At 72.2% G+C, this 14,532-nt stretch carries 13 protein-coding genes; 4 read left to right on the forward strand and 9 right to left on the reverse strand.

Annotated features, from left to right (window positions below):
• Nucleotides 1-38: 38 nt before the first annotated feature.
• From B1205_RS27225 to B1205_RS27255, 7 genes are read right to left on the reverse strand one after another with little or no spacing between them, the layout of a single operon-like run.
• On the reverse strand, nucleotides 39-1,319 hold the full coding sequence (locus B1205_RS27225) for a sensor histidine kinase (RefSeq protein ID WP_089158198.1): 1,281 nt from the start codon (nucleotides 1,317-1,319) through the stop codon (nucleotides 39-41).
• Entirely contained in the window at nucleotides 1,319-1,990 is a 672-nt protein-coding gene (locus B1205_RS27230) for a response regulator transcription factor (RefSeq protein ID WP_089158199.1), read from the reverse strand. Before B1205_RS27230 ends, B1205_RS27225 begins: the two co-directional genes overlap by 1 nt.
• A gap of 55 nt (nucleotides 1,991-2,045) precedes the next feature.
• Nucleotides 2,046-3,314, reverse strand: coding sequence for a cation:proton antiporter (locus tag B1205_RS27235; RefSeq protein WP_089158200.1), 1,269 nt, complete (start codon nucleotides 3,312-3,314; stop codon nucleotides 2,046-2,048).
• The gene (locus B1205_RS27240; RefSeq protein WP_217809890.1) at nucleotides 3,311-4,639 is read right to left on the reverse strand and encodes a cytochrome P450; all 1,329 of its coding nucleotides are present in this window, start codon (nucleotides 4,637-4,639) and stop codon (nucleotides 3,311-3,313) included. Before B1205_RS27240 ends, B1205_RS27235 begins: the two co-directional genes overlap by 4 nt.
• Entirely contained in the window at nucleotides 4,636-5,712 is a 1,077-nt protein-coding gene (locus tag B1205_RS27245; RefSeq protein ID WP_089158202.1) for an alpha-hydroxy acid oxidase, read from the reverse strand. Before B1205_RS27245 ends, B1205_RS27240 begins: the two co-directional genes overlap by 4 nt.
• Nucleotide 5,713: 1 nt before the next feature.
• On the reverse strand, nucleotides 5,714-7,279 hold the full coding sequence (locus tag B1205_RS27250) for an FAD-dependent oxidoreductase (RefSeq protein WP_089158203.1): 1,566 nt from the start codon (nucleotides 7,277-7,279) through the stop codon (nucleotides 5,714-5,716).
• Between the two features lie 12 nt (nucleotides 7,280-7,291).
• Complete coding sequence (locus B1205_RS27255; RefSeq protein WP_089158204.1) at nucleotides 7,292-8,779, reverse strand: HAL/PAL/TAL family ammonia-lyase; 1,488 nt, start codon at nucleotides 8,777-8,779, stop codon at nucleotides 7,292-7,294.
• 63 nt (nucleotides 8,780-8,842) lie between these two features.
• Here B1205_RS27255 and B1205_RS27260 point away from each other — a divergent pair, with 63 nt between their 5' ends.
• The 4 genes from B1205_RS27260 (at nucleotide 8,843) to B1205_RS27275 (ending at nucleotide 13,662) form a co-directional block, all read left to right on the forward strand.
• Complete coding sequence (locus tag B1205_RS27260) at nucleotides 8,843-10,387, forward strand: NAD(P)-binding domain-containing protein (protein WP_089158205.1); 1,545 nt, start codon at nucleotides 8,843-8,845, stop codon at nucleotides 10,385-10,387.
• The gene (locus B1205_RS27265; protein ID WP_089158206.1) at nucleotides 10,377-11,825 is read left to right on the forward strand and encodes a class I adenylate-forming enzyme family protein; all 1,449 of its coding nucleotides are present in this window, start codon (nucleotides 10,377-10,379) and stop codon (nucleotides 11,823-11,825) included. The genes B1205_RS27260 and B1205_RS27265 overlap by 11 nt, the downstream gene beginning before the upstream one ends.
• Nucleotides 11,826-11,967: 142 nt before the next feature.
• Nucleotides 11,968-13,179, forward strand: a complete 1,212-nt coding sequence (locus B1205_RS27270; RefSeq protein WP_089158207.1) for a cellulose binding domain-containing protein — start codon at nucleotides 11,968-11,970, stop codon at nucleotides 13,177-13,179.
• Between the two features lie 168 nt (nucleotides 13,180-13,347).
• Nucleotides 13,348-13,662: a hypothetical protein gene (locus tag B1205_RS27275; protein WP_089158208.1), complete on the forward strand. Its 315-nt coding sequence runs from the start codon at nucleotides 13,348-13,350 to the stop codon at nucleotides 13,660-13,662.
• 12 nt (nucleotides 13,663-13,674) lie between these two features.
• On the opposite strand, the gene B1205_RS27280 is transcribed toward B1205_RS27275, so the two are convergent.
• Nucleotides 13,675-13,908 (reverse strand): hypothetical protein, encoded by a 234-nt coding sequence (locus B1205_RS27280; protein ID WP_089158209.1) that lies wholly within the window; start codon nucleotides 13,906-13,908, stop codon nucleotides 13,675-13,677.
• Between the two features lie 28 nt (nucleotides 13,909-13,936).
• Nucleotides 13,937-14,532: C1 family peptidase (locus B1205_RS27285; protein ID WP_303395044.1), on the reverse strand; the 596-nt coding region annotated here is incomplete at its 5' end.

Below are 14,532 nucleotides of genomic sequence, written 5' to 3' on the forward strand. Positions count from 1 at the left end.
CGGACCTCCCGCGACGGTCGACACCCCGACATCCGTGTTCACGCTAACATCGATGACCGTCGAGGGCGAGTGCTCCTGATCCGGGCGGACCTACCCGCGGTGACCGGCGAACACGCCCGGGGAAGGCGCACCGTGAAGCGTGCGCCACGACCCGGATGACCCTCGGCCGCGATCGTGCCGTGGTGGCTCGTGACGACCTCCTGGAGCAGGGCCAGTCCCAGCCCGAATCGGCGGTCTCCGGACTCCGCGCCGCGGTGGAACCGGTCGAAGATGCGCCGGGCGTCCGCCTGGTCGAAACCGTTGCCGGTGTCGGCGATCACGAACTCGGCGCGGTTGTCGACGGCCCGGAGCGTCACGGTGATCCGGCCGCCCGCGGGGGTGTGTGCCAGCGCGTTCGCGATCAGTTCGCCGACGACCCGGCGCAGGGCCGACTCGACACCCGGCACCGGCAGCGGGTCGCCGGGGGCGTCCAGGGCGAGGGTGACCTGGCGCTCGGCGGCGCGTTCGGTCTCGGCGGCGACCGCCGTCGCGATCAGCGAGGTGAGATCGACCGGCGGACCCGGTGTCCGATCGGCGGGAGCGGCGGCGAGCCGGGCCGAGAGCAGCAGGTCGTCGACGATCTCACCGAGGCGGCGCGTGGTGCCGATCAGTCGCTCCAGGTCGTCCAGGTTCGCGGCGGTGCCGTCGTCGCCCGCGCGCCGGGCGATCAGCTGGGCCCGGGTGTGCACCTGGGCGATCGGGGTTCGCAGCTCGTGGCTGGCGTCCGCGACGAAGCGGCGTTGTCGGGTCAGCGCCTCCGCGAGTGGGGCGACCGCCCGGCGGCCGACGAGCACCCCGGTCAGCATGGCGGCGAGCAGCCCGACCGCCGCCGCGAGGCTGAACGCGAGCAGGAGGTGCCGGCGGTCGGACAACTGGAAGCGGGCGTCGAACACCGCCTGGACCACGCCGTCGTCGCGGGCCTCGGTGCGCACGTGGTAGGTCGTGCCGTTGCGCGCGACCGTGGTGATCTCGGTGGCCCCGGTGGCCGCCACGGCGGCCAGCGCGTCGCGCAGCGGGAAGCCCGGTGGCGGTGGGTTCGCGCCGGTGTGCACGGTGGTGCCGTCGTATCGGAAGATCCAGCTGCACGCGGGCGGGCCGGCGATCGTGCCGCGCTCCGTGCCCCACCTCAGCTCACGCTGGATCTGTGCCTCCTGGCTGCGGACCAGGACCGCATAGGAGATGCCGCCGGCCAGCAGCAGCAGGGCGCCGATGGTCAGGCCGACGAGCAGGGCGATCCGCAGTCGCGTCCGTCGCAGGATGGCCCGCTCGGTCGCGTCCATCAGAGTGTGCCGAGGCGGTAGCCGAGCCCGTGCACGGTGCGTACCACCGCGCGGCCGAGCTTGCGTCGCAGGTAGTAGACGTAGGTGTCCACGATCGACGTCGCCGCGGCCTCTTCGAAGACCCGGCGGCGGAGCACGTCCCGTGGATGAACGGCGTTCGGCCGGGCCGCCAGCACCCACAGCAGCTCGAACTCACGGGCGGACAGCGCCACCCGGGTGCCGTCGGCCAGCACCGCGTCGCGTGGCGCCAGGTCGAGCAGCCCGGCGCCGATGCGCAGCACCTGGGCCGACTCGGACGCACGCCGGCACAGCGCCCGCACCCGAGCGCTCAACTCGTCGAGGTCGAAGGGCTTGACCAGGTAGTCGTCAGCGCCCGCGTCCAGCCCGGCGACCCGGTCGTCGACCGTGCCGAGCGCGGTGAGCATCAGGGTACGGGCCGGGACCGCCCGGGCACGTAGCCGGGTGACCAGGGCGAGGCCGTCGAGTGCCGGCAGCACACGGTCGATGACCATCACGTCGTAGGCACGGGTCAGCCCGAGATGCAGCCCACGTTGGCCGTCGAAGGCCCGGTCGACGAGGTAGCCCTCGTGGCCCAGCGCCTCGGCGAGTGACTCCGCCAGGTCCGCGTCGTCCTCGACCAGCAGCAACCGGTTCGATCCTGCGCCCCGCATACATCAACAGTCCCATAGATGAAAGCCGATGGTAAGGCATTAGTTGCCTCAGCAATTACCGGAAATCACCGACGCGGGCCAGCATGCGCGCGGTGTCGGGCCGGTGCGCCTCCCGGCGCTCGATCCAGCTCAGCGCCGGCGTCGTCATCAGCGTGGTGACCAGCGCGACCACCACCAGCACGGTGAACAGGGACCGGTTCACGATGCCCGCCTCCAACCCGACGTTCAGCGCGATGAGCTGCATCAGACCGCGGGCGTTCATCAGCGCGCCGACCCGCAGCGCGACGCCCGACGGCTCCCCGCGGAGCCGGGCCGCCGCCCAGCAGGCGCCGAACTTGCCGACGATCGCCGCCGTCACGCAGGCCAGCGCGAACAACAGCACCGGCGGGGAACCCAGCAACCCGAATTCGGTACGCAGGCCCGAGTAGGTGAAGAACAACGGCAGGAAGAGCGTCGCCGCGACCGGGGTGAGGGTGTCCACCACCCGGTCGGTGTTCTCGGTGCGGGGCATCACCACGCCGACCGCGAACGCCCCGAAGACCGCGTACAGCCCGATCTCGTCGGTGTACCAGGCGACCAGGAAGAGCAGGGCGACGGTGCCGAGCAGTCGGGCGCGGTCGTTGAGGGCGCGGTGGGTCATCAGCGTCGAGGTGACCGCACGACCGCCGAGCCAGAGCACCAGTCCGAAGAGGACCGCTCCGCCCACGGTGACGATCGCGGGACCGGCCTCGCCGGAGGCGAAGGCCAGGACGGCGGCCAGCATGATCCAGGCGGCCATGTCGTCGATCGCGCCACTGGCCAGGGAGAGCGTGCCGTGCCGGGTGCCGGCGTGTCCGTGCTCGGTGATGATCCGGGCCAGCATCGGGAACGCGGTGATGGCCAGGGCGACGCCGACGAACGCGGCCGAGACCCCGAGTGACGTCCCGTCGGCCTGGATCGGCACGGCGTCGGCCGTCACCAGGACCAGCAGCACCCCCAACAGGAGCGGCGCGGTGACGCCGGCCAGTGAGACCACCCCGGCGGTGCCGGCGAGCCCGGTGACCCGGTGGGCGCTGAACGCGTACCCGGCCTGGAACATGAACAGCACCAGGCCGACCTGCCCCACGACGTAGAGGACCGGCAGCAGGGGGGCCGGGAACAGGGCGTTCTGCACGTCCGGCAGCAGGAGCCCGAGCAGCGACGGGCCGAGCAGGACGCCGGCCAGCATCTCGCTGACCACGGCGGGCTGACCCGCCTTGCCGAGCAGCCAGGCGACCCCCTTGCAGAAGATCAGGATCACCGTGACGGCGATGAAGAACCGTGGCGCCAGCTCCGTTGGGGTCATCGGACCGCCCTCTCGAAATAGGTGGTGCACAACCGCTTCCGGCGGGCGTCGAGCACCATCCAGGTGCCGAACACCAGTTGTCGGACGCTGCGGCCCACGTCGGCCCAGCGGTCCCGCAACCGCATCGCGGCCAGCCGTGGCCGCCCGGGACCGACGATCCCGACCGGCGTCAGATATGCCGGACCTCGGCTGGGCAGCGACCGGGTGTGTGCGGCCGAGGAGGCCAGGGCGTACCGGCGCAGCACCTCGCGGGTCGCGGCGCGTAGCATCACCGGCGCGACGCCGCGGGCCGGACAGGCCCGGTTCGCGGTGACGCCGTACGGGATGAAGTGCGCGTCGCCGCGCCTGAGCGTCAGCCACCGGTCCGGGGCGAACCGGTCGTCACCGGCGGCTCCGCCGCGATGGAACGCCAGGTAGTTGAAGAGCAGGACCGTTCCGGCCGGGAGCGACACCCCGGTGGGCAGCCTGATCGGCGCCGACGTGATCCGGTGCGCGACGCCGAAGAGCGGATGCAGCCGAAGCGTCTCATCGATCACCCGGTCCAACGCGTCGTCGTCGAGTCCCCGCTGGAGGTCGGGATGCGTGGCGAGGGCGAGCAGCACATGCGCCGTCGCCTCGGACATCTGCACGACCGCGGTGTTGAAGAAGGCGCCCTGCAGATACCAGGCCGTCTCCTGGGCGGTGAACGGCGGCGGCAGCGTCACCGGGCAGGTCCCCGCCCGGATCCGGTCGGACAGATACCCGGTCAGCCTCTCGCGCCGCCGCATGTGCCGCAGGCCGGTGCACTTGAGCCCGTTGACCACGTCGTCGGCGTTGGCGACGATCAGCGCCCGCGCGTGCGGCGGACACGTCTCGCCGAAGACGAGTTCGTGGTGGACCTCGGCCCAGACCGGCATCATCAGGTCGCGCAGCCGTACGTGGCTGATCCGGTCGGTCGGCAACCGGTCGAGCATCCGCCGGGTGGCGGCGGTCGCAAGGTCGTCGCAGCGCTGCTGGCGTACCGCGAGCACCCGCCGGGTCGTGGCGGCCACGGTCCGGTAGTGCTCCCCCGGCTCCAGATGCTCCTGGTGCATGTGCGGTCCGGGCGCCAGCCAGTACCAGAACAGGTCCGACAACCCGGCCCCCCGGCTGCGTCCGTTCGCCGCCGGATCCGAGTAGACCCGCTCGAAGTCCGCCATGCCGACCAGCGGGCCCGGCACCGGGACTCCTTCGGCGCCGTTGACCGTGACGAACACCCATTCGCGCAGCCGGACCACCGCCCGGGGCAGCCAGTACGGGAGGGTCCACGCCACACCGATCCCCGCCAGGACGATCAGGACGCTCATCGGCATGCCACCGTGGCGACCAGGTCATCGCGCAGCGCGGCCGGCCCGGTGGCACCGGCCAGCGCCAGCGCCCGGTCGAGGTCGGCGTGCAGCAGGTCGAGCACGCGGCGTACCCCGGCGACGCCGCCCACCGCGAGCCCCCACAGCACCGGGCGGCCGACCAGCACCGCGGTCGCGCCGAGCGCCAGCGCCACCAGGACGTCGGCGCCCCGGCGGACGCCGCCGTCGAGCAGCACCGGCAGCCGCCCCGCGACGGCCTCGACGACCGCGGGCAGCGCGTCGAGGGTGGCGAGCGCGCCGTCGAGCTGCCGGCCCCCGTGGTTGGAGACCAGCACACCGTCGACGCCGTGCGCGACCGCCAGCGCCGCGTCCGCGGGATGCAGCACCCCCTTCAGCAGGATCGGCAGCGTGGTGACCTCGCGCAGCCAGGCGATCCGGGCCCAGTCCAGCCCGGCGTCCATCCCGATGTCGCGCACCCGGCCGCCCGCGTCGCGCATGTTCTCGCAGACCAGCCCCGGCGGCAGGTCGACGAAGCCGTGCCGCAGGTCGCGTTCCCGCCGGCCGAACACGGGCGAGTCGACGGTGACGACCAGGGCCGAGCAACCGGCCGCCTCCGCCCGCCGTACCACGGACGCGGTGAAGTCGAGGTCCGCCTGCGGGTAGAGCTGGAACCACAGCGGCCCGCCGGCGGCGGCGATCTCCTCGACCGGCCGGGTGGCCGCCATGCTGACCACCATGATCGTGCCCGCCTCGGCGGCGGCGCGCGCGGTGGCCACCTCGCCCTCGGGATGGGCCAGCCGGTGGAACGCGGTCGGCGCGATCAGCACCGGCATCGAGATCCGCGTGCCGAACAGCGAGATCCGCAGGTCGCGTCGGCCCGCGCCGCGTAGGACGCGAGGCACCAGGTAGCGCCGGGTGAACGCCGCCTCGTTGGCGCGCAGCGTGCGTTCCTCGCCGGCGCCACCGGTGAAGAAGTCCCAGTGCACCGGGTCCAGGCGACGCCGCGCGTCGGCGGCCACCTCGGCCAGGTTCAGGGCCGCGACGTCCAGCGTCGGGCCGTCCGACTGACGCATCTCAGTCCTCGGCACCGCTCAGGCAACGGTCGAGGAACGCGACGAGCGGCGCGACGTGGACCTCCGGCCGGTCCCATCGGTTCTCCAGGTTCTCCGCCAGGTGGTGGGTGGCGACGACCTGGCCCGCCCGGTGGTGGCGGACGACCGGGTGCAGGTAGGCGGCGTCGTGGGCCTGGCCGACGACGTCCTGGGCGACCCGGTTGACCGTGATGTCGAACGGATCCACCCGGTCGTGCTCGGGGCCGTACTCCAGCGTGACGACGAAGGCGTGCGTGTAGTCGTGGTCGGCGGTGGGCAGGCCGGTGCGGGTGAAGTACTCGACCGGCACCTCCTCGTGGTAGCGCGCGTCCGATCCGGCCACCGTGACCACGTCACCGAGGAAGCCGAACTGCTGCCACAGGGCGGAGGTGCGGTTGATCCGCGCGACGATGGCGTCGGCGATCGCCTCTCCGGTGGCGTCCAGCTTCTCCGCCGGCCAGGGCGTGTCCCCGTACCGTCGCTCCAGGATCCGGTGCAGTGCCCGCACGCCGTACCGGAAACCGTGGATGAAGCCGCTCGTCGAGCGTTTGAAGTCCCGTTCCTGCGTGATGGTGCCGGCGAAGAACAGGCCGGGAACGTTCACCGACTCCCACTCCGGTGTCTGCGCCGGGAACCGGTCCCGGATCGCGAGTGCCGGCCGGCAGGTGTCGTCGAAGATCGACGCGTCGAAGGCGAAACCGGTGCAGGCGAGCACCCGGTCATACCACAGCTCCTTGACCACCTCGTTCGCGCGGGTGAACGAGAACGTCACCCGGAAGCCGGTGCCGTCGCGTTCGATCCGCTTGACGTGGCCGTCGAGGATCGCGTTGGCCGACTTCAGTTGGTAGGTGTCCAGGAAGTTGTTGTTCACCGCACGCAGGTGCCCCACGTAGTGCGTACGCCAGGCCATCCGCACCGAACTGGGCCCGGCGACGTGGATCAGCGTGGTGGTCTCCATCAGGTTGTCCGCGGTCTCGAACGCGGAGTTCCCCTTGCCGATGATCAGCACCTTCTGGTCGAGGTAGTCACGAGGGTCGACGGACATGTCCGCGTACTGTTCGGCGAGTTCCAGCCCCGGGATCTCCGGCCGGTACGCCCGGGAGACGCCGGTGGCGACGATCAGCCGTCGGGCCCGGAAGACCTCCTCCCCCGCCCGGACCTCGAACACCCCGTCGACCTTGCCGATCGACGTCACCCGGGTGCCGTACCGGACCCGTACCCCCGTCTTCGCGGCGAAGTCCGCCAGGTAGCGGAGCATCACGTCGGCGTCGGGGAAGTACCGTTCCGTGTAGCTGGTGAACCGCAGCGTCGGGTCGTCGCCGAGCAGCGAGTTCCAGTCCAACCGCAGGTTCAGCTCCGGGTCGTCCGAGCCGGTGTGCGGCTTGTTGATGGAGATCAGTTGCCGGTGGCGGGGAAAGGTGGCGAAGAACGCCCCCGGGATGTCTGCCTGTTCCAGGACCAGATAGTCGCGCCTGCCGTCGGCCTCCAGCGCGGCGGCGAGTTGCAGGCCGGCCGGCCCGGCTCCGACGATCACATAGTCAAGCGTCATGTGCGCCCACCCTCAGGGAAGAGAAACGACAAGGTCCGCGATCACGTCGGCCGCGCGCCGCACGTCACCGTCCAGCGGCCGGTCCGGGTCGACCGGCGGTACGGCCGCGGCCAGCGCGGCCAGCGCCTCGGCGCAGCCGGACGCGGTCGGCGTACGGGCGCCGACGTACGCGGCCTGGCGCAGCCCCAGCGCCAGCGACCCGACGACGAGGTGCAGCAGCCGGGCCTGGTCCAGCACCCGCAGCGCGGCCTGGGTGCCGAGCGGGACGACGTCCTGGTTGTGCAGGTTGGTCGGCACGCTCTGCATGCTCGCGGGCATGGTGTCCCGGCGGATCTCGGTGATCAGCGCGGTCGCCGCCAGTTGCACCCCCTGGAGCCCGTGCTGCTGCCCCGGGCCGGCGGCCAGCATCGGCGGCAGGCCGCCGTTGCGGTTCGGGTCGACGAGCAGGTCCAGTTGCCGTTCGGCGAGGTTGCCGACCTGCGCCGTGACCATCGACAGCACGTCGGCGGCGAACGCGGCCGGCTGTCCGAAGAAGTTGCCGCCGTGCACCACGAGGTCGTCGTCGGGAAAGAACAATGGATTGTCGGTGACGCCCGCGAGGTCGGCCGCGACGACGGCGTCGACGTAGCGCAGCGCGTCCTCGGCCGCGCCGAGCAGTTGCGGCGCGCACCGGATGCTGTACGGCTCCTGCAACGCACGCGTGCCGGACGCGACGAGGCCGTCGCTGACCCGTCGCATCCGCGCGCCCACGTCGATCGCGCCCGGATGGCCGTACGCGGCCAGCAGCCGGGCGTCGAGGAACTGCGGGTCGCTGCCGAGCAGGTCGGCGAGCAGGCAGGTGAGCACCTGGACCGCCCGGTGTGCGGCGCGGACCGCGTCCAGCGCCAGCGCGGTCGCCGCGGTGGTCAGCGAGGTGCCGTTGACCAGGGCGAGGGCGTCCCGACCGTCCAGCGGCAGCGGTTCGAGGCCGGCCCGCTCCAACGCCTCGGCCGCGGGCAGCCGTATCCCGTCCAGGTAGGCGTGGCCCCGGCCCCGTAACGCCTGGGCGGCCGCGCCGAGCGGGATCAGGTCGCCACTGGCGCCGACCGAACCCAGCCGGGGCACCGCGGGGACGAACGTGGTCGCGAGCATGGCCGCGAGGGCGTCGACGACGTGTGGGGACACCCCCGACGCGCCCCGGGCCAGCGACGCGGCCCGCAGCAGCAGCGTCGCGCGGACCACCTCCGCATCGAGGTCCGGGCCCTGGCCCGCGCCGAGGTGGGCGAGCGTGTTGTCGGCCTGGTCCCGCGGGTCGGCGCGGCCGGCGTACCCGACGAGGGCGCCGAAGCCGGTGGTGACCCCGTACACCGCGCGGTCGTCGCCGCGGACCTTGGACAGGAAGGTACGGGCGGCCGTGACCCGGCCCCGGACCTGCGGCCCGACCACGACGGTGATCGGGTCCCGGGCGGCGCGGAGATCGGCGATCCGCAGCGGGACCTCGAGGTCCACCTCTGTCGTCATGCGATCGCACCCTAGAGACGAATTCTCAGAACGCTCTGAAATCGCATCGCTACGTTTCGCCGCATGACGCTCGACTATCTGATCATCGGAGCCGGACCGGCCGGGCTCCAGCTCGCGCACCTGCTCGAGCGCGACGGCCGCGACTACCTGGTGCTGGAGGCCGGCCCGGCACCGGGCACGTTCTTCACCACCTATCCCCGGCACCGGCAACTCATCTCGATCAACAAGGTCTGGACCGGCTCCGACGATCCGGAGTTCAACCTGCGCGCGGACTGGAACTCACTGCTCACCGACGACCCGGCGCTGCTGTTCAAGAACTACAGCAGGCGGTACTTCCCGGACGCCGACGACCTGGTGCGCTACCTCGCCGACTACGCCCGTGGCCTGCGCGTCAGCTACGACACCCGGGTCACCCGGGTCGCGCGCGACGGCGACCTGTTCACCGTCGACGCCGGCGGCGACACCCGCACCGCCCGCCGGGTGGTCGTCGCCACCGGCGTGTCCCAGCTGTACGTCCCGCCGATCGAGGGCGCCGCGCTCGCCGAACGCTACGACACCGTCAGCGTCGACCCGGACGACTTCACCAACCAGCGCGTCCTCGTCATCGGCAAGGGCAACTCGGCCTTCGAGACGGCGGACGCGCTCGTCGAGACGGCCGCGGTCATCCACGTCGCCGGCCCACACTCGATCAAACTGGCGTGGCAGACGCACTACGTCGGGCACCTGCGGGCGGTGAACAACAACTTCCTCGACACGTACCAGCTCAAGTCGCAGAACGCGGTCCTCGACGGCACCGTGGAGCGGATCGCCCGGCGCGACGACGGCGGCTACCGGATCGACTTCCGGTACGCCCGCAGCGTCGAGGCGATCCGGCGGATCGACTACGACCGGATCATCCTCTGCACCGGATTCCGGTTCGACGCGAGCATCTTCGACGCGTCCGCCCGGCCACGGCTCGTCATCGACGACCGTTTCCCCGAGCAGACCTCGGCGTACGAGTCGGTGAGCGTGCCCGGCCTCTACTTCGCCGGCACCCTCACCCAGCAGCGCGACTTCAAGCGCTCGACGAACGGGTTCATCCACGGCTTCCGGTACGGGGTGCGGGCCCTGCACCGGATTCTCGACGCCCGCCACCACGGCACGCCGTGGCCGGCCACGCCACTGGAGGTCACCCCGGAGGCGATCACCGACGCCATCATCGCCCGGATCAACCGCACCTCGGCGCTGTGGCAGCAGTTCGCGGTCCTCGGCGACGTCATCGTCGTCGACGGCGGCACCGCCCGGTACCACGAGGAGGTGCCGGTCGCGTACCTGCACGACGGCGGCCTGGGTCCGGAACCGTTCGCGATCGTGACCACCCTGGAGTACGGGCCGGACCACGACCAGGTCGACCCCTTCGACGTCACGGTGCCCCGGATCGCCGAGAACGACGCCGCACACGCGCACGACGCCAGCTACCTGCACCCGGTCGTCCGGGTCCATCGCGGCGGCCGGGTCGTCGCCACGCACCACCTCGCGGAGAACCTCGAGAACGACTGGAATCTCCCGGACGTGCACCACCAGCCCCTCGTGGTCTTCCTCAAGGGCGTGCTCTCCGATGCCGGCTGAGGTCTGGCCGCAGCCTGTGCTGGACCTGCTCGCCGCCGGTGACGACCGGCCGGTCTTCGCCGACGGCGATCGGATCGTCACCGCCTCCCGGATGTCCCGGCTGATCCGTCGCATCGCCGCCGGGCTCCGCGCCGCCGGGGCCGGCCCGGGCGTCGGGGTAGCCCTGCGCCTCGGCGTCACCGCGGAGGCCTTCGCGACGGTCATCGCGGCGTTCGCGGTCGGCGCCCGGGTCACCGGGATCCGCCCCGACCTGACGCCGGCGCACCTCGACTGGCAGCTCGGCGGGAACACGCTGCTGGTCGACGACGCCCGGGTCGCCGAACTGGCGGGCACCCCCGACGACGGACGTACGCTGATCGCCGCCGGCCGCCCGGACGACGTCGCCCGGATCACCTGGACCAGCGGCAGCACCGGCAGCCCGAAGGGCTGCGCCCAGACGTACGCGGCGATGAGCGCGGCCTGGGCGCCGTACCCGGATCGTTGGCCGCCGGCGATCGCGGACCTCGCCACCCGACTACAGCGGTATCTCGTGTTCGGTTCGCTGAGCAGCCAGGTGATGCTGGAGTACGCCGTTCTCACCCTGGCTGCGGGGGGCACCCTGGTCGCGGCCCGGCCCCCGGGCTTCCCCGGCATGATCGCGCGGCACCGGGCGACCGCGAGCGTGATCACCGTGGGCAAACTCCACCAGCTCGTGCGCGACCAGCGCACCGATCCGGTCGACTTGAGCAGTCTGCGGGCCCTGCTGGTCTCCGGCTCCCCGCTGGCACCGGGCCGGCTCGCCGAGGCTCTCGACGTGCTCGGCCCCGTGGTGTTCCATGGCTACGGACAGACCGAGACCGGCATGATCAGCATGGTGACGCCGGGCGAGATGCTGGCGTATCCGGCCGCGCTCGCCTCGGTCGGCCGGCCACCGCCGGTGACCGCGCTGTCCATCCGGGACGCCGACGGCCGTCCCGCCACCGAGGGGGAACTCTTCGTGCGGACGCCGGCGCAGGCCGCCGCGTACTGGGCGGACGCGGTCGAGACCGCCGACGTCTTCGTCGACGGCTGGGTCCGCACCCGCGACCTGGCCCGGTTGGACCGCGACGGCTACCTGCACCTGCTCGGCCGGATCCGGGACGTCATCATCGTGCAGGCCAACCTCGTGTACGCCGGCCCGATCGAGCGGGTCCTCGCCGCCGACCCCACGGTCGCCGAGGCCTACGTCGTCGGCCGTCCCGACGACGTCACCGGGGAGGCGGTGCACGCCTACGTGGTGCCGGCTCCTGGTCACGTACCGGACGCCGGACGGCTGCGCGCCCTGGTGGCGCAGTCGCTGGGGGAAGCGTCGGTCCCGCAGACGATCCGGTCGATCGATCGGGTTCCGGTGGCGCCCAGTGGCAAGCCGGACAAGCGCGCCCTGGCGCGGGCGAGTCCCGACAGCCGGGCGACACATTGACACCCATCGCTATCCTGGTGATAGTGGCCGCATCCCGTTCCCGCCAGCGCGCATGTGGAGGACCCACGTCGGTCGAGGCGCGAGCGGCCAACCGCCACCGGCTGCCGCAGGCAGCGCCGTGGCGAACTCCGCGGGAGGACGCATGAGACGCACATCGAAGATCTGGGTGGGGCTGGCGGCCATCGTCCTACCGGTCACCTCCGTGGTCATGGCGCTCGGCGGGACCCCGGCCGATGCCGCGGTCGGCGGTTCCGGCCCCTACCCGGCCGACTACGAAACCTCGACCACGCTGGCGAACCACACCATCTTCCGACCCCAGACGCTGCCGTCCGAGCGCCTTCCCATCGTCGTGTGGGGCAACGGCGGCTGTTCGGCCAACGGCCTCTCCCAGGGCAACTTCCTCCGCGAGATCGCCTCCCACGGCTTCCTCGCCATCGCCAACGGAGCGCCGAACGGGTCCGGCTCCACCAACTCCCAGATGCTCACCCAGTCGATCGACTGGGCCGTCGCGGAGAACTCCCGGGCGGGCAGCAAGTACTACAACCGGCTCGACACGACCAAAATCGCCGTCGCCGGCTTCTCCTGCGGCGGGCTGGAGGCGTACGCCGTCTCCGCCGACCCGCGGGTCACCACGACCGGGATCTTCAGCAGCGGCCTGCTGAACGACGCCGACGACTACCAGCTCAGAAGGCTGACCAAGCCGATCGCCTACTTCGTCGGCGGGCCCAGCGACATCGCCTACCCGAACGCCATCGACGACTGGGGCAAGCTGCCGGCCGGGCTACCCGCGTTCATGGGCAACCTCAACGTCGGGCACGGCGGCACCTACGACCAGCCCAACGGCGGCGAGTTCGGCCGGGTGGCCGTGCTCTACCTCAAGTGGCGCCTCAAGGGTGACGCCACCGCCGGGCGCACCTTCGTCGGCACCGACTGCGGCCTGTGCCACACCCAGTGGACCGTCCAACAGAAGAACCTGACGCTCGACGACGGCCCGCCGCCCACCAGCCCGCCGCCCACCAGCCCGCCGCCCACAACTCCCTCGCCCACCACGCTCCCGCCCGGCGGCTGCGCCGCGGTCTTCTCCATCCAGGACCAGTGGAACGGCGGGTTCGTCGCCACCGTCACCGTCACCGCCGGCACCGCCGCCCTCACCGGCTGGCGGGTCACGCTCACCCTGCCGGGCGGAGCATCGGTCACCTCGGTGTGGAACGGCGTCGCCAGCGGCACCAGCGGCACGGTCACCGTCACGAACCAGACCTACAACGGACGCCTGGCCGCCGGTCAGTCCACCAACTTCGGCTTCCAGGGCACCGGCACCGGCGGCGGGACCACCATCGCCTGCGCCGGAACCTGACCACCGACCCTGCCGGGCTCGGTCGCGGCGGCGGCGGCGACCGGATCGCCGCCGCCTGNTCCGACCGGCGGCGAGCCCGATCAGTCCCGCGCCGACAGCGGCCGGAAGAGCATGAAGCTGAAGGGGCAGCCGGCTGCATTCGTTCACGACCATCGATAGGATGACGCCATGACCGTACGCCGACTGCTGCTCCACACGACGGCCGCCTTCCTCGCGGCGACCACACTGACGGCCCTCGTGCCCGCCGGGACGGCACAGGCGGCATGCACGACGAGCAGCTTCACCGTCGTCTGGGACTACGCGGGCATGTACACCGCCCCCAACGAGTCGACGCTGTACGGCACCCGCCGCTACGGACAGGTCGTCACCGGGCCCACCGGCAACACCGCCAATGGCTGGACACTCACCTACGACTACTGGAACGGCCTGGCGCTCTGGGCCTACATGAAGGACGCCGCGTTGCAGTACCGCGGCTGCGCCTGAAGCCGCCGACGGTCAGCGGACGCCGGGGCCACCCCGGTGGGCCGCTCCACCGTCCATCCGGTGAGGGTCGGCGGCGACCATCCGCGCCAGCCACCGCCCGGTCAACGCCGCCACCCGCGCCCGACGCTGCTGGTTGGCCTGCTGGCGCTGCTCCCGGCTGGCGCCCTTACCGAGTTGTGCCGCCGGCGCGAGGACCGGCACCGGAGTGCCCGCCGCGCCCCGGTCGGATCCGTCGGGATCGACCAACCGGTCCAGGGTGGCGTCGTAGCCGGCGTCAGTGCGGTAGCTCGGCGGCGCAGCAGGCCTCGCCGTCGGCGGAGAGCAGGCCCTCGAAGTCCGCACACTTGATCTTGAAGCGGCCGTGCTGACCCCAACCGGCCCCCCACGAGTTCTGGAACAGGTACGCCTGCTCGGAGTCCAGCCGGTCCACCATCACGTAGCAGTGCCCGCCGGCCACCCTGCCGGTCGGCTTCACGTAGCCGTCGGCGTCCGGATGGAACATGTCGTCGGTCCAGTTGGTGCCGACCACCACCGATCCCTGGGTGTTGATCCACTGGTCGATCTCGGCCAGCGAGCCGGCGAACGCGAACGCCGCGAGCCGGCCCCGATTGCGCAGCGCCAGCGCCCCGGACCGGACGGTCGAGCCGTTCTCCGCCCGCGGCTCGCCGTCGATCACCTTGCACTCGTAGTAGAGCGCGTGCGCGTCGGCGTTCTGGTAAACCCCCGGGACCGGCGTGGCGTCGACCCAGCCCGACCAGCCGAAGCCCACGCAGTGCCCGGTGTCCCCCTGGTCGAGCTGGACCGGCAGCTCCCAGGCCGGGGCCGCGTCACCGGGCGGCGTCGGGCCGGGCGTGGGTGGGGTCCCGCCGG

The organism is Micromonospora sp. NBS 11-29 (genome assembly GCF_002140155.1).
GTDB lineage: Bacteria > Actinomycetota > Actinomycetes > Mycobacteriales > Micromonosporaceae > Micromonospora.